This is a genomic window from Duganella fentianensis (assembly GCF_964031615.1).
GTDB classification, from domain to species: Bacteria; Pseudomonadota; Gammaproteobacteria; order Burkholderiales; family Burkholderiaceae_D; genus Rugamonas; species Rugamonas fentianensis_A.
The window spans coordinates 23,226-40,263 of record NZ_CAXIQN010000002.1 but is presented as its reverse complement, the minus strand read 5'-3'; the positions used below and the strand labels follow the sequence as shown (position 1 = coordinate 40,263).

Annotated in this window: 13 protein-coding genes; 8 read left to right on the top strand and 5 right to left on the bottom strand. The window is 59.4% G+C overall.

Annotated features, from left to right (window positions below):
- Window positions 1-12: 12 nt before the first annotated feature.
- The gene (locus tag ABNT42_RS00225; RefSeq protein ID WP_348692448.1) at window positions 13-498 is read right to left on the bottom strand and encodes an asparaginase domain-containing protein; all 486 of its coding nucleotides are present in this window, start codon (window positions 496-498) and stop codon (window positions 13-15) included.
- 128 nt (window positions 499-626) lie between these two features.
- On the opposite strand from ABNT42_RS00225, the gene ABNT42_RS00220 reads away from it, so the two are divergent.
- Complete coding sequence (locus ABNT42_RS00220; RefSeq protein ID WP_348692445.1) at window positions 627-1,451, top strand: L-asparaginase; 825 nt, start codon at window positions 627-629, stop codon at window positions 1,449-1,451.
- Window positions 1,452-1,474: 23 nt separating this feature from the next.
- On the opposite strand, the gene ABNT42_RS00215 is transcribed toward ABNT42_RS00220, so the two are convergent.
- On the bottom strand, window positions 1,475-2,479 hold the full coding sequence (locus ABNT42_RS00215) for a D-2-hydroxyacid dehydrogenase family protein (RefSeq protein WP_348692442.1): 1,005 nt from the start codon (window positions 2,477-2,479) through the stop codon (window positions 1,475-1,477).
- A 314-nt stretch (window positions 2,480-2,793) separates the two neighbouring features.
- Here ABNT42_RS00215 and ABNT42_RS00210 point away from each other — a divergent pair, with 314 nt between their 5' ends.
- Both ABNT42_RS00210 and ABNT42_RS00205 read left to right on the top strand, forming a co-directional pair.
- Window positions 2,794-4,659 carry a phosphoenolpyruvate carboxykinase (GTP) gene (locus tag ABNT42_RS00210; protein ID WP_348692439.1) on the top strand — a complete coding sequence of 622 codons (1,866 nt, stop codon included), beginning with the start codon at window positions 2,794-2,796 and terminating at the stop codon, window positions 4,657-4,659.
- Between the two features lie 253 nt (window positions 4,660-4,912).
- Complete coding sequence (locus ABNT42_RS00205; protein WP_348692436.1) at window positions 4,913-6,715, top strand: DUF885 family protein; 1,803 nt, start codon at window positions 4,913-4,915, stop codon at window positions 6,713-6,715.
- Window positions 6,716-6,784: 69 nt separating this feature from the next.
- Here ABNT42_RS00205 and uvrA read toward each other — a convergent pair whose 3' ends face one another.
- Window positions 6,785-9,631, bottom strand: a complete 2,847-nt coding sequence (gene uvrA / locus ABNT42_RS00200) for an excinuclease ABC subunit UvrA (protein ID WP_348692434.1) — start codon at window positions 9,629-9,631, stop codon at window positions 6,785-6,787.
- A gap of 235 nt (window positions 9,632-9,866) precedes the next feature.
- Here uvrA and ssb point away from each other — a divergent pair, with 235 nt between their 5' ends.
- From ssb to hmpA, 5 genes are all read left to right on the top strand, one after another.
- Window positions 9,867-10,370: a single-stranded DNA-binding protein gene (gene ssb, locus ABNT42_RS00195; protein ID WP_348692432.1), complete on the top strand. Its 504-nt coding sequence runs from the start codon at window positions 9,867-9,869 to the stop codon at window positions 10,368-10,370.
- 67 nt (window positions 10,371-10,437) lie between these two features.
- Window positions 10,438-11,175, top strand: a complete 738-nt coding sequence (locus ABNT42_RS00190) for a DUF6088 family protein (protein WP_348692429.1) — start codon at window positions 10,438-10,440, stop codon at window positions 11,173-11,175.
- Window positions 11,172-12,212: a nucleotidyl transferase AbiEii/AbiGii toxin family protein gene (locus ABNT42_RS00185; RefSeq protein WP_348692427.1), complete on the top strand. Its 1,041-nt coding sequence runs from the start codon at window positions 11,172-11,174 to the stop codon at window positions 12,210-12,212. Before ABNT42_RS00190 ends, ABNT42_RS00185 begins: the two co-directional genes overlap by 4 nt.
- A 213-nt stretch (window positions 12,213-12,425) precedes the next feature.
- A complete protein-coding gene (locus ABNT42_RS00180) occupies window positions 12,426-13,373 on the top strand; it encodes a polysaccharide deacetylase family protein (RefSeq protein ID WP_348692424.1) in 948 nt (315 codons plus the stop codon).
- An 89-nt stretch (window positions 13,374-13,462) separates the two neighbouring features.
- Window positions 13,463-14,641 (top strand): NO-inducible flavohemoprotein, encoded by a 1,179-nt coding sequence (hmpA, locus tag ABNT42_RS00175; RefSeq protein WP_348692422.1) that lies wholly within the window; start codon window positions 13,463-13,465, stop codon window positions 14,639-14,641.
- An 83-nt stretch (window positions 14,642-14,724) separates the two neighbouring features.
- Here the strand turns inward: hmpA and ABNT42_RS00170 are convergent, their stop codons facing one another.
- Together ABNT42_RS00170 and ABNT42_RS00165 are read right to left on the bottom strand one after the other, a co-directional pair.
- The gene (locus ABNT42_RS00170; protein ID WP_348692420.1) at window positions 14,725-16,359 is read right to left on the bottom strand and encodes a PQQ-binding-like beta-propeller repeat protein; all 1,635 of its coding nucleotides are present in this window, start codon (window positions 16,357-16,359) and stop codon (window positions 14,725-14,727) included.
- A 119-nt stretch (window positions 16,360-16,478) separates the two neighbouring features.
- Entirely contained in the window at window positions 16,479-17,036 is a 558-nt protein-coding gene (locus tag ABNT42_RS00165) for a TMEM175 family protein (protein ID WP_348692418.1), read from the bottom strand.
- Between the last annotated feature and the right edge of the window lie 2 nt (window positions 17,037-17,038).

Here is a 17,038-nt window from a genome sequence, read left to right as displayed (position 1 = left end):
AGCGCTTCAGGCTTACAGCGGCTGGAACACGCCGGCCGCTTTGTTCTTCTGCACGTTATCCCAAGCGAAGATCTTGCCGTTCATGGCCACGTACACGCCGGCCGGCAGGGTCTGCGCCACGGCGCTGGCAAAACCCAGATTGAACATGGCATCCGAATTCGCGATTTCATACGGAATCATGGCACCCGTCAGCACGATGGTTTTGCCCAGCTGGGCGGGGCCCAGTACGGCAGCCGTCTGCGGCATGGTGTCAGTGCCGTGGATAATCACGATGGCTTGTTCCGGCGCGGCCGTGCAGCTGGCCAGAATGCGGGCGCGGTCGGCATCCACCATGTCCAGCGAATCCATCAGCGGCAGCTGTTCCAGTGCCACTTCCACGGTCAGGCGGCAGCGCGCCAGCAGGGCAGGCAGGTGGCTTTCGCCAAAGCCCAGCTTGCCGTTGATTTCGTCATAGTGTTTATCGAAAGTGCCGCCGGTGGCGAGGATGCGCAAAGTCATGGTGAGTACTCGGTGTCGGTAAAATGATGTGCATCATAACCTAAACCGACAGGGCACCGTCACCGCGCCAGCCACTGGCAATCTGCCCCGACTATGTCTACACTGGTTTCTTTGTCTGCGCGCCGCCCATGACCAACCTCGCTCCCGGTACCGTGATTTTCCACCGCCATCGCGGGTATGGCGTGATCACGGCCGTCAATCTGCTGACGGGCTGGATTGCCGCCCGTTTCGGTAGTGAGGCGCGCACGCTGGACCTGAATCTGTCCACCGACGAAGTGCAGACGGCGGACGGCGTGCCGATTTTGTTCCGCCGCGCCCCGCCCGACCGCATGCCGCAGGCCCGTCTGATGGCTGTGGTGCGGGCGCTGCATAGCGCCGGTTACCAGCGGCTGTATCTGTATGTGTGGCCCAAGGCCTCCGGCCTGCACTGGCGCTGGCATCTGTTCACGGGGCGGCGCGACTGGATGCAGCGTGCGTGGCGCGAAGGCTGGTATGGCTCGGGCGCCGATTACAACGTCAACCCCGTGATGGGCTGGGGCGACAAACCGGGAGCCAGCACGGAAGAACTGATCGCTGCGCTAGCCCGTTTCGACCCGCACGGGCTGGCGCAGGCGCTGGGCCGCGACGAAGACCATACGGCATGGTTTGCCGGCATCTGCGATGCCCTGCTGCCCGGTTATATGTACAGCCTCGATATGGCGCGTCCTGCTCACGGTCCGCTGACGGACATGCCGCCGCTGCCCGTGGTACCAGTGCGTGCATCGCTGCCGCCGTATGCGGGGCCGGCGCTGCCGTGGCCACCCGGCTGGCAGGGGCTATGGAGCAAAGTGCATGCGCTACCTGCCCCGCGGCTGGAGCTAGGCCCCATGCTGGCGCCGCTGTCAGCCTCGGCCAGCACGCAATCGGATGCCGACGAGGAACCGGATGCCGAACAGGCACCCGCGGCCGAATAGCGCGCCGCCTAGCCCTTATCTCTTCAGCCTAGCGGCCGTGCCTGCGCAAGATAGTCGGGGTTGTGGATGGTCTGGCACTGGCCGGCCGCGAAATCGACGATATTCTGGAACGCGTGACGGAAATACAGCTCGTAGCTGTCGCGCTCCACATAGCCCAGATGGGGCGTGGCCAGCACGGTGGGAATGCGCAGCAGCGGGCTATCTGCACCCAGCGGTTCCGAACTGAAGACATCGAGTGCCGCATAGCCGGGGCGGCCCCGTCCCAGTGCCTGTTCCAGCGCGTCGGGCTGTACCAGTTCGGCGCGGCTGGTGTTGACGAACAGCGCCTCCCGTTTCATCAGCGCCAGATCCTCGGCCGTGACGATGCCACGGGTATCCGCATGCAGACGCAGGTGCAGGCTCAGTACATCGGCCTGCCCGAACAGCGCTGCACGCGAGTCCGCCGCCTGAAAACCGTCGGCCACGGCCTTGGCGCGGCTGTTCTCGCTGCCCCATACCAGCACCTGCATACCGAACGCGCGACCATAGCCGGCCACCAGCTGGCCGATCTTGCCATAGCCCCAGATGGCCAGCGTACGGCCTTTGAGCACCATGCCCAGCCCGTTGAGCTGCGGATTGACGGAAGCGGTCTGCCATAGCCCGTCCTTCAGATTGGTGGCATACGGCACGATCTTGCGCGCCGCTGCCATGATCAGCGCCCACGTCAGCTCGGCCGGTGCGGTAGGCGAACCCACCCCTTCGGCAATCGCGATGCCCAGTTCGGTGGCGGCGGCCACATCCACATGGCCGGCCAGCTTGCCCGTCTGGGAAATGACTTTCAGATTCGGCAACTTGGCCAGCAGCGCACGATTGAGCGCCGTGCGTTCGCGGATCAGCACCAGCGCATCGTAGGGCGCCAGCCGGATGGCCAGCTGACCCAGCCCGCGGGTGGTATTGTTGAACACTTTAACCTCATGATCGCGCAACAGATCGAAGCAGGCCAGGCTCGGAGTTGCGTTCTGGTAATCATCAAGAATTGCGATTTTCATGGTAGATGCACGAATTTAATAGATATTGCGTAGGGAAATAACGGTCTGGACAGAAAGCTGAATAGCCTACTACATTAGTCAACCAATTCTCCTACATTTTTGTCGGAAATGGGGATAGTCAGGTGTACAATCGCCGGACAAAAATAAAACGGCCCCCCATCATACAGGGCTGCCCACCCGTCTGTACGGGTGCTTTCCGACAAGACCGCCGTACCCGCCGACCCATATCGTATGGGCTTCCGAGCGCAAGCCACAAGCTGACGACGATCCTGCCGCGCAGGGACACAGAATTCTTACATTGCATTGGAGGTCTTATGAATCAACCCGTGATGGGTGGCGTTGCAGCATTGAACGTCCCGGCTTACGTTAAGCAGCAGAAACTGATCAACTGGGTAGCAGAAATCGCCGCCCTGACCAAACCGGCCCGCATCTACTGGTGCGACGGCTCGCAGGAAGAGTACGACCGCCTGTGCGGTGAAATGGTCGCCGCTGGCACCATGAAAAAGCTGAATCAGGAACTGCGTCCGAATTCCTATCTGGCCTGCTCCGATCCGAGCGACGTGGCGCGCGTGGAAGACCGCACCTTCATCTGCTCGAAAACCAAGGAAGAAGCCGGCCCGACCAATAACTGGATGGCGCCTGCCGAAATGCGCGCTACCCTGAACCCGCTGTTCGATGGCTGCATGGCTGGCCGTACCCTGTACGTGGTGCCGTTCTCGATGGGCCCGCTGGGTTCGCCGATCGCCCACATCGGCGTGGAACTGTCCGATTCGCCTTACGTGGCCGTCAACATGCGCATCATGACCCGCATGGGCAAAGCCGTGTACGACGTGCTGGGTACGGATGGCGAGTTCGTGCCCTGCGTGCACACCGTGGGCGCACCGCTGGCCGCTGGCCAGAAAGATGTGGCATGGCCTTGCAACGCCACCAAATACATCGTGCACTTCCCTGAGACCCGCGAAATCTGGTCGTATGGTTCGGGTTACGGCGGCAATGCGCTGCTGGGCAAAAAGTGCTTCGCGCTGCGTATCGCTTCCAACATGGGCCATCAGGAAGCCCAGAACGGCGGCATGGGCTGGCTGGCAGAACACATGCTGATTCTGGGTGTGGAATCGCCAGAAGGCAAAAAACACTACGTAGCAGCGGCCTTCCCTTCGGCCTGCGGCAAAACCAACTTCGCCATGCTGATCCCGCCAGCGACCTTCAAGGGCTGGAAGATCACCACCATCGGCGACGACATCGCGTGGATCAAACCGGGTGCCGATGGCCGCCTGTATGCGATCAATCCGGAAGCCGGCTACTTCGGCGTGGCACCGGGCACCAACACCCGTACCAACTCGAACTGCATGGCATCGCTGGGTTCGGACACCATCTTCACCAACGTCGCGCTGACCGATGACGGCGACATCTGGTGGGAAGGCCTGACCAAGGAAGCACCCGCCCACCTGATCGACTGGCAGGGCAAAGACTGGACCCCGGCTTCGGGCACCAAAGCAGCGCACCCGAATGCGCGCTTCACCGTGGCGGCGACCCAGAATCCCGTAATCGATCCGGCATGGGACGATCCTGCTGGCGTGCCGATTTCGGCCTTCATCTTCGGCGGCCGCCGTTCCACCACCGTACCGCTGGTGACCGAAGCCCGTAACTGGATCGAAGGCGTGTACATGGCTGCCACCATGGGTTCGGAAACCACCGCTGCTGCTGCTGGCCAGATGGGCGTGGTACGCCGCGATCCGTTCGCCATGCTGCCGTTCATGGGCTACAACATGAGCGACTACTTCCAGCACTGGCTGAACATGGGCGAGAAACTGGGCAAGATCGACGGCGCCACCCTGCCGAAAATCTTCTGCGTCAACTGGTTCCGCACCGACGAGCAAGGTCACTTCGTCTGGCCTGGCTTCGGCGACAATATGCGCGTACTGAAGTGGATGCTGGAGCGTATCGAAGGCACGGCCGGCGGTATCGAGAACATCTTCGGCACCACCCCGCGCTTCGGCGATCTGAAGTGGGACGGCATTCCGTTCTCGCCGGAAGAATTCGAAACCATCACCTCGATCGACAAGGATGCATGGCGCGAAGAACTGGTGCTGCACGAAGAACTGTTCACCAAACTGGCCTACCACCTGCCGCAGGAACTGCGCGACGTGAAAGCCGAACTGGAAAAGCGTCTGGCACGCTAATCCGCACAACGGGGCCATTGGCCCCGTTTTCTATTTTGGGGTCAGGTCGGGCAAAGTGTAGGTGTCAGGTCGGGCAATGGGGCAACGGCCGAGGCTGCACCAATGCCCGACCTGACCCCAGCACTTTGCCCGACCTGACCCCTCGGTTTTTTGCAGCTCATACCGCGAAATTTACATTTCGTCATATATTGGGGGCATGCGCCGGCCGGCTCGCATACAGTAGAGGCTCACCACTTTACCGATAGGTCCGACTATGATGAATGTAACTTCCCGCATCGGCGTTGCCAGCGCCCTGCTGTTCTCTCTGATGCTGGGCACGGCCCACGCCGAAGCGCCTGATCTGGCCGCGCGCCGCGATGCGCTCAATCAGCTGATCAAGGAGCAGTGGGAATATACGATGAAGAATAGTCCCGAGTGGGCTTCGCTGCTGGGCGATAAGCGCTACAACGATAAATGGTCGGACTTCTCGCAGGCCGGCATCGAGGCCGATCTGAAAAAATCGGCCGATTTCCTCAAGCGCTTCGAAGCCATCGATACCACCGGCTTCCCCCTGCAGGAACAGCTGAACCGCGAACTGATGCTGCGCCAGTTGCGCGACAGCGTGACCGGTGCCCGCTTCAAGGACTGGGAGATGCCACTGGCGCAGAACTCCGGTATCCACATCGATCTGCCACAGATCGTCTCCGCCCTGCCGTTTGAAACCGTCAAGGACTACGAGGACTACATCACTCGCCTGAACACGCTGCCCAAGCTGTTCGAGCAGACCCGCGTACAGATGGAAAAAGGCGTGCAGGACAAGCTGATGCCGCCCAAATTCCTGATCCCGAAAATCGTCAAGCAGTGCGAAGATGTGGCAGCCATGAAGCCGGCCGATTCGCCGTTTGCCCAGCCTATCAAGACCTTCCCGAAAGATTTCTCCGAGGCTGACAAAGCCCGTCTGAGCAAGGCTATCTTGGGTGCGATCGAGAAGAACGTGACGCCGTCCTACAAGAAGCTGGCACAGTACACCAAGACCCGCTACCTGCCGCACGGCCGCAAGGAAGTGGGCATGTGGTCGCTGCCGGATGGCGCTGCGCGCTATACCTTCAAGGCTAATTCTTCGACTACCACCACCATGACGCCGGAACAGATCCATCAACTGGGTCTGGCCGAAGTGGCCCGTATCGAGGGACAGATGCTGGCGACCGCGCAGAAGCTCGGCTACAAGGATCTGAAGACCTTCAACAAGGCAGTGGAAGAGAATCCTGAACTGCATCCGAAATCGCGTCAGGAAATCATCGACCTGTATCAGAAATATACCGACCAGATGTACACCCAGCTGCCGCAGCAGTTCGGCATACTGCCGAAAGGTAAAGTGGAGATCCGTCCCGTCGAGGAATTCCGCGAGAAGGGTGCTTCCGGCGCTGCCTACATGCCCGGTTCGCCGGACGGCAAACGTGCGGGCCGCGTGATGGTGAACACGGGCGACTTCGAGAAGCGCTCCACCATCGGTATCGAGACCACGGCGCTGCACGAAGGCGTGCCCGGTCACCACATGCAGCTGACCATTGCGCAGGAAATCGACGGCCTGCCTAACTTCCGCCAGCAGGGTAATTACACGGCCTATGCGGAAGGCTGGGCACTGTATTCGGAACGTCTGGGCGAAGAACTGGGCTTCTTCAGCAACCCGTACAGCTACTACGGCCATCTGCAGGATGAAATGCTGCGCGCGATCCGTCTGGTAGTCGATACGGGTCTGCACTACAAGAAGTGGAACCGCCAGCAGGTGGTGGACTTCTTCCATGACCACTCCGGTATCGAGGAAGTGGAAGTGCAGAGCGAGACGGACCGCTACATCGTCTGGCCCGGTCAGGCACTGGGCTACAAGATCGGCCAGCTGAAGATTCTCGAACTGCGCGACTACGCCCGCAAGGAACTGGGCAAGGACTTTGACATCCGCCAGTTCCACGATCAGGTGCTGGGCGCCGGTGCACTGCCGATGGATGTGCTGGAAAGCCATATCAAAGGCTGGGTCAGCACCGAGAAGGCCAAGCAGAACCGCGTCAGCATGCAATAAGCTGAAGCGCGCATAGAAAACGCCCGCGCTGCATTCTGCAGGGCGGGCGTTTTTACTGGGGGCTTGCGCTTATTTCAGCAGCGGTACCAGATACTTGCCGGTCACGCTGGCCGGATTGGCGGCTACCTGCTCGGGCGAACCGCTGGCGATGATCTGGCCACCACCGGCACCGCCTTCCGGCCCCAGATCGACGATCCAGTCGGCCGTCTTGATCACGTCCAGATTGTGCTCGATGATGACCAGCGTATTGCCCTGATCGCGCAGGCGGTGGATCACCTTCAGCAGCAGGTCGATATCGTGGAAGTGCAGGCCGGTGGTCGGTTCATCGAGGATGTACAGCGTGCGCCCCGTATCGCGCTTGGACAATTCCAGCGACAGTTTGACGCGCTGCGCTTCGCCACCGGACAGCGTGGTGGCGCTCTGCCCCAGTTTGATATAGCCGAGACCCACATCGAGCAGGGTTTGCAGCTTGCGCGCGATCAGCGGCACGGGTTTGAAGAACTCGTGCGCGTCTTCCACCGTCATGTCCAGAATCTCGGTGATGTTCTTGCCCTTGTACTGCACTTCCAGCGTTTCGCGGTTGTAGCGCTTGCCGTGGCAGACATCGCACGGCACGTACACGTCCGGCAGGAAGTGCATTTCCACCTTGATCACGCCATCGCCCTGGCAGGCTTCGCAGCGGCCGCCCTTGACGTTGAACGAGAAACGACCCGCGCTATAGCCGCGTTCCTTGGCTGCCGGTACGGTGGCAAACAGTTCGCGGATAGGCGTGAACAGGCCGGTGTAGGTGGCCGGATTCGAGCGCGGCGTACGGCCGATCGGTGCCTGATCGACCGCGATGACTTTATCGAAGTGTTCCAGACCGCTGATGCTGTCGTGCGGTGCCGGTTCCGTCTGCGAACCGTAAAGATGGCGCGACAGGGCCGGATACAGGGTATCGTTGATCAGCGTCGATTTGCCGGAACCGGACACGCCCGTGACGCAGGTCATCAGGCCGACCGGCAGCTTCAGATCGACTTTCTTCAGGTTGTTGCCGGTCGCGCCGCTGATGATCAATTGGCGATCAGGATCGGCCTGATGGCGCTTGGGTGGCACGGCGATTTTCAGCGTGCCGTTCAAGTACTGCGCCGTCAGCGACTGCTTGTTTTTCAGGATTTCCTTCAGCGTGCCCTGGGCGATCACATCGCCGCCGTGCACGCCGGCGCCCTTGCCCATGTCGACGATGAAGTCGGCCGTGCGGATAGCGTCTTCGTCGTGCTCCACCACCAGCACGCTGTTGCCGATATCGCGCAAGTGCTTGAGGGTTTCGATCAGACGGTCGTTATCGCGCTGGTGCAGACCGATGGATGGTTCATCGAGCACATACATCACGCCCGTCAGGCCGGAGCCGATCTGCGAGGCCAGACGGATACGCTGGGCTTCGCCACCGGACAGGGTGTCAGCACTGCGGTCGAGCGACAGATAATCGAGGCCGACGTTGTTGAGGAACTGCAGACGCGAGATGATTTCCTTGACCACGCGGTCGGCGATTTCCTTTTTCGCGCCTTTGAGTTTGAGCTGCTGGAAGAACGACAGCGAATCGCGCAGCGGTTTCTGGGCGATTTCGTAGATAGCTTTTTCCTGCTTGCCGCTGCCCACCTTGACGTAGCGCGCTTCCTGCCGCAGACGCGCACCGTGGCAGGACGGGCACTGCTTCTCGTTGATGAACTTGGCCAGTTCTTCCTTGACCGCCATCGAATCGGTTTCGCGGTAGCGTCGCGCCAGATTGGTCACCACGCCTTCGAACGCATGTTCCTTGATCACGGTGCGGCCACGCTCGTTGACGTAGGTGAACGGGATCATGGTTTTGCCCGAGCCGTGCAGAATCACTTCCTGCGCCGTCTTCGGCAGCTGCTCGAATGGCAGATCCAGATCGAACTCGTAGAACGCGGCCAGATTCGACAGCATCTGGAAGTAGAACTGATTGCGTCGGTCCCAGCCCTTGACGGCGCCGGACGCCAGCGACAGATTGGGGAAAGCGACGATGCGTTTCGGATCGAAGAACTCGATGTGACCGAGGCCATCGCATTCAGGGCAGGCGCCCATCGGGTTATTGAACGAGAACAGGCGCGGTTCCAGTTCCTGCAGCGAGTAGCCGCAGGTGTTGCAGGCGAACTTGTTGGAGAAGACGTGCTCTGTGCCCGTATCCATTTCCAGCGCTACCGCGCGGCCATCGGCCAGCCGCAGTGCCGTCTCGAAGCTTTCGGCCAGTCGCTGCTTGATCTCGCCATTCACCTTGACGCGGTCGATCACCACATCGATGGTGTGCTTCTCGGTCTTTTTCAGCTTGGGCAGTTCGTCCACTTCGTAGATCTTGGCGTCGTGGGTGCCGCTCTGCACGCGGAAGCGCACAAAGCCCTGCGCCTGCATCTGCTCGAACAGGTCGCTGTGCTCGCCCTTGCGGTTGGCCACAACAGGCGCGAGGATCATCAGCTTGGTGCCTTCCGGCATAGCCAGCACGGCATCGACCATCTGCGATACGGTCTGCGCTGCCAGTGCCTGATCGGGGTGGTTGACGCAGTAAGGTGTGCCCACGCGCGCATACAGCAGACGCAGATAGTCGTGAATTTCGGTGACCGTGCCGACGGTAGAACGGGGATTGTGCGAAGTGGCTTTCTGCTCGATCGAGATGGCCGGCGACAGACCTTCGATCAGATCGACATCGGGCTTTTCCATCAGTTGCAGGAACTGGCGCGCGTAGGCCGAGAGCGACTCGACATAGCGGCGCTGGCCTTCCGCATACAGCGTATCGAACGCCAGCGAGGATTTGCCGGAACCGGACAGGCCGGTAATCACGATCAGCTGGTTGCGCGGCAAATCGAGATTGATGTTTTTGAGATTATGCGTGCGTGCGCCGCGGATACGGATTTGTTCCATGTTCTGCCTTTCGGGGTCAACCCGATACTATAGCTGGGTTTGATTATCTGCGCCGACCTTGCGCCAGATCGACCGTGGACTATGCGATACTGTATATAATACCAGTATTTTCTTGCGCTGTTTCAATTCCGCGTTGCGAGATAGTTGAGGCGCAGGGGTAGGTGGTGTTCTATAATCGTCGTTTAGCTAAAATTTGCCCGAAAGTCAGGGCGGTCGAACTTCAGGAGTTTTATACATGGCATCTGTCAACAAAGTGATCATCGTCGGCAATCTGGGTCGCGATCCGGAAATTCGCTACATGCCTAGCGGCGATGCGATTGCGAACATCGCAGTGGCAACGTCCTACCGTTCGAAAGACCGCAACACGGGCGAGCAGAAAGAGTTGACGGAATGGCACCGTATTTCCTTCTTCGGCCGTCTGGCCGAGATCGTTGGCCAGTACCTGAAAAAAGGTTCCTCGGTGTACGTGGAAGGCCGTCTGCAAACCCGTAAATACACGGACAAAGACGGTGTAGAACGCTACGCAACCGACATCATCGCCGAACAGATGCAGATGCTGGGTGGCCGTCAGGGCATGGGCGGTGGCGACAGCATGGACGACGGCGGCTACGATGCGCCGCCACAGCGTCAGGCACCGGCACCACGTCCGCAGATGGCGCCACCGGCACCGGCTGCACCACGTCCGGCGCCACGCCCAGCGCCGAACTTCTCGGATATGGATGACGATATTCCGTTCTAAGGTACACCTCAGAACGAGTTGTAAACAAGGCCCCGTAACTCTTTGAAGTTGTGGGGCTTTTTATTTTATGATGGCTTTCTATTTGTCAGAAATTTCGATGACTTTTTCTGACGAAAAGTCAGAAAAACATGCTACTATTTCTGACATGCCTCTACCATCCCACGCCGTCAGGAAGCATCCCTCCATTCCTCTCAAGGGAGGGGTTGAGGCGTCGATACGTCAACTGGTACAGAGGTCAGACCCTGGAAAAGTGTTTACCCCAGCTGATTTTCTGCACCTTGGCAGCCGGGCAGCTGTAGACCAAGCCTTATCACGTCTTGTTCGAAACGGCGCATTAAGGCGGCTCCGTCGCGGCTTCTACGATAAACCCAGAGAACATGCGACTTTCGGCAGACTGCTCCCTGACACTACCAAGATCGCCGAAGCTGTTGCCGAGAAATTGCAGTTGCGCATACAGCCTTCGGGTGCATACGCAGCTAATTTACTTGGCTTAAGCGAGCAAGTCCCTTTGAAACTAACATTCCTGACCGACGGGCCGTCCAGAACAGTCACGGTTGGTAAGCAAACGGTGATATTGAAGCACACCACACCGAAAAACATGGCTACAGCAGGCCGCATCAGTGGCCTATTGATTCAGGCATTGCGGCACATGAAACAAGCACAGATGGATGTGAAGACAATTTCAAAACTCCATCAAACCTTGAGTGATACTGACAAGCTCATTTTGCGTCAGGATGCGCATCTGGCGCCCGCGTGGATTGGAAAGATCATGCAAGAGCTAAGTAATGCAGAGAGGATCGAATGAGTCATTTTTGGCTTCTGGATGCTGAACAGCGCCGCACAGCCTTTGAGCAAGCTGGTGCGCAAAAAGGATGGGTGGCATCAAGCGTCGAAAAGGACTATTGGGTGTACTACGCATTGCGGCATTTGTTTAACATGCCTGAATTAGCGGGCCACCTGACGTTCAAAGGCGGCACATCGTTATCGAAGGCGTGGACGTTGATCGATCGGTTTTCGGAAGACATTGATCTAACCATTGGGCGTGAGCTGCTGGGCTACGTTGGTGATAAAGCTCCGGAGCAGGCACAGACATCCAGCAAACAAGGTAAGCTGCTAAAGGCGCTACGCAAAGCTGCAGGTGAATATGTCCGCAATACCGTATTTCCGAGTCTCGCAGAGCGGATTAGCGGAGAACTTGGGACGGGGACGTGGGCGTTGTCGCTTGATGCCGAAGACCCGGATCAACAAACAATCCTGTTCGAATACCCAACTTTATTTGAAAACAGCGTAAGTCGGTACCTTCGGCCCCGAGTGAAAATTGAGTTTGGGGCACGTGCTGACCCTTGGCCCGCATCGACGTGCGCGATTACTCCAATTGTCGGTGAGATGTTCAATCAGCTTGCGATACCTTCGGTGGACGTACAGGCGCTTGCCGCCGAACGAACCTTTTGGGAAAAGGCTATGCTGTTGCACGAAGAGCGATTTCGCCCTCCGGAAAAAGTACGCGGGTTGCGTATGGCACGGCATTACTACGATGTCTATTGCCTCATTCAGAAGGGTGTGGCGGCCGCTGCTGCCAAGGATCTGAATCTGTTCAGCCAAGTGGCCGCACATCGGCAGGTTTTTTTTGAGCAAAGCTGGGTTGACTACACAACGTTAAAACCCAATTCTTTGGAAATCATGCCGACGACCGATCAGTACAAAGCCTGGGAACAAGACTATGTCGAAATGCAGGCGGAAATGTTCAGTGAATCTCCACCAGCCTTTGATGTCATCCTATCCGCTGTTCAGCAGTTCCAGTCTGAATTTCGAGAACAAGTCGATCGGCAGACCAAGCTTTGATCCCCGAATTCTTATTGACAATACAGCGACCAAATGCACTCATGGGTTGACCAGAGCGCCTTCAGCCGTGGGATCCGTGCATTTGTTGACATCGCTATTTACGTTGGCAGGTATACACAACCCGACTAATTCTGACTCAGCGTCAGTTGCGCAATTTCCGAAAAACTCTGTAGGTCACTGATCTAGAGGGTTTTTTATTTTCCGGTGATTTCTATGTCTAATTTCATGCTCAAAACGCTGGTGCGTGCCACGCTGACTGTGGCGGTTGCCGCCTGCTGTGCGCTGGCTGCCAGCGCACAGGCACAATCGGTGGCGTTGACTTTCGATGACGGCCCCCGACTAGAGCAGACTCCGCTGCTCAGCCCGCAGCAGCGCAACGCCGCCCTGCTGGCAGCGCTGGCCAAGCATCAGGTGAAAGCTGCGCTGTTTGTCACCGCCGGCAATGGTGCCGACCGGCCCGAGGGCTATGCGCTGGCGCAGGCGTGGGGGCAGGCTGGCCATGCGGTGGGCAACCACACCATGACCCATCCCGATCTGCACAGCAGCCAGCTCACGCTAGCCCAGTACCAGCAGGAAGTGCTGGACTGCGACCGTATCATCGCCACGCTGCCCGGTTACCAGAAGTGGTTCCGCTACACCTATCTGCGCGAAGGCAACACGCCGGAGAAGCGCGACGGCATGCGCGCTTTTCTGCAAGCGCATGGCTATCGCAATGCCTATGTGAGTCTGGATACGAGCGACTGGCGGCTCGATGAAAAACTGGTCACAGTGTTGCGCGCTAACCCGAAGGCAGACCTCAGTGCCATCAGGCAGGCTTACCTTGGCCACTTGCGCCAGCGTGCGCTGGCCTATCGGGCGCTGGCGCAACAGTTGCAGGGACGCGATATCCCGCAGGTGATGCTGCTGCACCATAACCTGATCAATGCGCTGTGGCTGGACGATGCCATCGCCCAGTTCAAGGACATGGGCTGGACGATTACCACGCCCGCGGCCGCGTTTGCCGATCCCGTCTACCAGCTGATGCCGGAACGCGCGGCGGCAGGACAAAGCCTGCTGCTGTCGATGGCGCGTTCGCTGGGCGTGGGCAAGTTCGCTGGCTGGGAACGGCTGGTGGATGATGGCGATTTCGAAATCGAGGCGCTCAAAGCACAGGGTTGGTAATGGCTTAGTCGGACTTTGGCAGCGTCTGCAGATAAAACAGGTATCTGATATACTTCTTTATCTCATCACTTCAGAAAGTCGTCATTCCCATGCTGAGCAAAGAACACAAAGCCATTATTAGCGCCACCGTCCCGATACTGGAACAGGGCGGCGAAGCCCTGACGCGGCATTTTTACCAGACCATGTTCCGCGATTACCCGCAGGTGCAGCCGCTGTTTAACCAGTCCAATCAGCTGGAGGGCAAGCAGCAGCGCGCGCTGGCCAATGCCGTGCTGATGTACGCGAAAAATATCGAACGACTGGAGGCGCTGGGGCCGCTGGTTTCCACCATCATTAACAAGCACGTGTCGCTACAGATACTGCCCGAGCACTATCCCATCGTCGGCGCCTCGCTGTTGAAGGCGATCCGCGAAGTGCTGGGAGCGGAAGTGGCGACCGACGACGTGCTGGCCGCATGGGGTGCGGCGTATGGCCAGCTGGCCGATATCCTGATCGGCGCGGAGGAGCAGATCTACCAGCAGAATGCGGCGGCCGAAGGCGGCTGGCGCGGGGCGCGCTCGTTCAAGGTAGCGCAGAAGACGGTGGAAAGCGAAGAAATCACGTCCTTCGTGCTGGTACCGGCCGATGGCGGCAAGGTGGTGCGGCATCTGGCGGGCCAGTACATCGGCATCGAAGTCGAGGTGGCGGGCAGCCCGCTGCGGCGCCAGTATTCGCTGTCGGCCGAAGCCAATGGCATTGATTACCGCATCAGCGTCAAGCGCGAAGCGGGTGGTGCGGTGTCGAACTATCTGCACGATCAGCTCGATGTTGGCGGCAGCTTGCAGGTGTTCCCGCCCGCGGGTGATTTCGTGCTGACGGATAGCGACAAGCCGCTGGTGCTGATCAGCGGTGGCGTCGGCATCACGCCGACGCTGGCCATGCTGACCACGGCATTGCGCACCAAGCGTCCCGTGCACTTCATCCATGCGGCGCGTCACGCCGGTGTGCATGCCTTCCGCCAGCAGGTGGATGCGCTGGCAGCACAGCATCCGCAGTTGCAGCGCTTCTATTGCTACGAAACGGCGGACACCTCCGAAGACGCCCATGCCACCGGCTATCTGACGGCGCAGCAGCTAGCGGCATGGTTGCCTGCAACGCGCGATGTGGATGCCTATTTCCTCGGCCCTAAGCCATTCATGAAAGCCATCCGCCAGCAACTGGCTGAACTGGGCGTGCCGGAGGCGCAAGCCCGTTACGAGTTCTTCGGTCCTGCCGAAGCGCTGGCCTGACGCGTCGTTCGGCGGTTGCGGCAGCTCTACTCGCCGCCGCGCCGCCTTCCACGCGCGCACTGGCGTTAGGTGTTAGCGCTATGTTATTTGAGGTTGACGGTGACGAGCGCATCCGGACTCTGGATGTACAGCAGGCCGCTGGCACTGATGGCCAGATAGCCCACCGCCGGATAGCTCCACACTACTTTGCGGGTTTTCAGATCCAGCGCATAGGTATTCAGGTTGGTGCTGATGAACAGCAGGTTTTTCGTCACCACGGGCGAGGCATGGAAGCTCACCTCGCCGCCGAGCGGCGGCACCCATGACCACAGCAGTTTGCCATCCGCTTCCGCACGGGCTTCCAGCCGGTAGGGATTGAAGTTAGGGGCGTACAGCACGCCGTCGGCATAGGCCGGCGTGACGCGGTAGACGCCGGCCACACGCCAGTCGAGGAAACCTTTGGCCGTATCGAAGCGCATCAGCGTATTGCCGATGCCGCCGCCGTTCAGATAGCCATTGGCGTAGGCCGCCGCATACACGCCACCGTTGGCGCCCACCACGGCAGCGCCGCCCACTTCGTAGACGTAATTGGTGAAGTTGCTATCGCGGATAGTGGTTTGTACAGCGCCCGTCTTGGGCTCGAAGATGGTCAGTGCATCGCCTGTGTAGGCAAAAATACTGCGCCCATCCGAGGCTGGCGACCAGGTGGAAGTTTGCGACAGGCTCTGGAAAAATAGCCGGTCGCCGCTGCTGGCGAAGCCGTAAATGCCGCCATACGTGCCGGAGTTGGCATAGATGGCACCGTCCTGCACGATAGGCGGCAGGTAGTTGCTCCATTGCGAACTCATGGCGGACTTCATGCGCACGCTGCCATCCAGCGCATCCAGTCCGATCAGATAGGTGGAATCCTGCTGGCCGGCGGCGAAGTACACCACGCCTTTATCGATGGCTGGCGGATTGGCATTGGGGTAGCGCAGGCCGCTGGTATCGTAGGACCACAGCGCCTTGCCATCGCTTTCCTGATAGGCGGTGAGCTTTTTGTCGCCGCTGGCATAGTAGCGGCCATTCGCGGTGACCAGCGGCGAGATGCCGGCGTTGTAACCGCTATTGCTGTTGTTGATGGCGCCGCGCTTCCAGCGCAACTGCATCTGGTCGACTTTGATTTCGACCGGCACATAGCCGGTGTGGGCGTTATTGCCCTGGAAGGTGGACCAGTCGGCCACGCCATCCCACGGCACCAGCGCGGTCAGCTTGTCGCCGGGCCAGGCGTTGTCCATACCGTGCACGGTCACGTCGTAAGGCACGCTGATGGACGGCACGGCCAGTGCCGTGGCACAGGCGGCATCGCTGCACAGTTTGATGGTCAGCTTGCCCGTGTAGTGGCCGCTGGCTTTGGTGGCCTGCGTGTCGAGCGCAAAAGTGTAATTGCCATTGCTGCCGGCCGTCACCGCCACGGCGCTTTGCATCAAGCCGTCGCTATCGCTGGCGCTGGCATACGGCGTGCCTGCCGGAGTGAAGTTGGCCGTCTGTGCCGAGACTTCGATGTGCAGGCTGGTATTGACTGCCTGCACGCGGTTGATATTGCCGGAGGTAACGGTGACAGTCGGTGCAGGTGGCACCGGCGGAACAGGGGGAACGACGGGCGTTGACGGGCTGCTGCTAGCGCCGCCACCACCGCAGGCGCTAAGTACCAGACTGCTGATGGCGAGTACCAGTCCGGTTCGGTAAATTCCCTTCATGCCGCACTCCGATCTTGTCTAAAAAGCACATTGTACGGAGTGTTGCGCGGGGATAACAAGATAAAAATGCTTTTTTGTTAATTGCATCCTGCAACTAGCGAGCGTTGCTGATCTGGTGCTCAGGCTGGCTCGAAGCGCCGGTCCGGGATGAACCATAGCAGGGCCACGCCGACATACACAGCGAAGCCGGCCATGGGCTGGATGAATGAGAGAGCAATACCGGCCGCGTACAGCAGGGTCGACAGCTTGCCTTTGCGGTCTTTACCCAGTGCCTGTTTGAGGGCAGGGTTATGGCTGGCGAGGCTGCTGGCAAGGATGAAATAGGCCACGCTGCACATCAGCAGCACCAGCCCGTAGGCGGCCAGCGGCAGCGCGGCGAAATGGTTCTCGCCCATCCAGCCGGTGACAAACGGCAGTAGCGAGAGCCAGAACAGCAGGTGCAGATTGGCCCATAGCGCCGCGCCTGTCACATGGCTGACGGTGTGGACCAGATGGTGGTGGTTATTCCAGTAGATGCCCACGTAGATGAAACTGAGCACATAGCTGAAGAATACGGGCCAGAGCGGTTCCAGTGCCGCCAGACTGGTGCCATGCGGTACCTTCAGTTCCAGCACCATGATGGTGATGATGATCGCGATGACGCCATCGCTGAATGCTTCCAGTCTGCCTTTGCCCATGT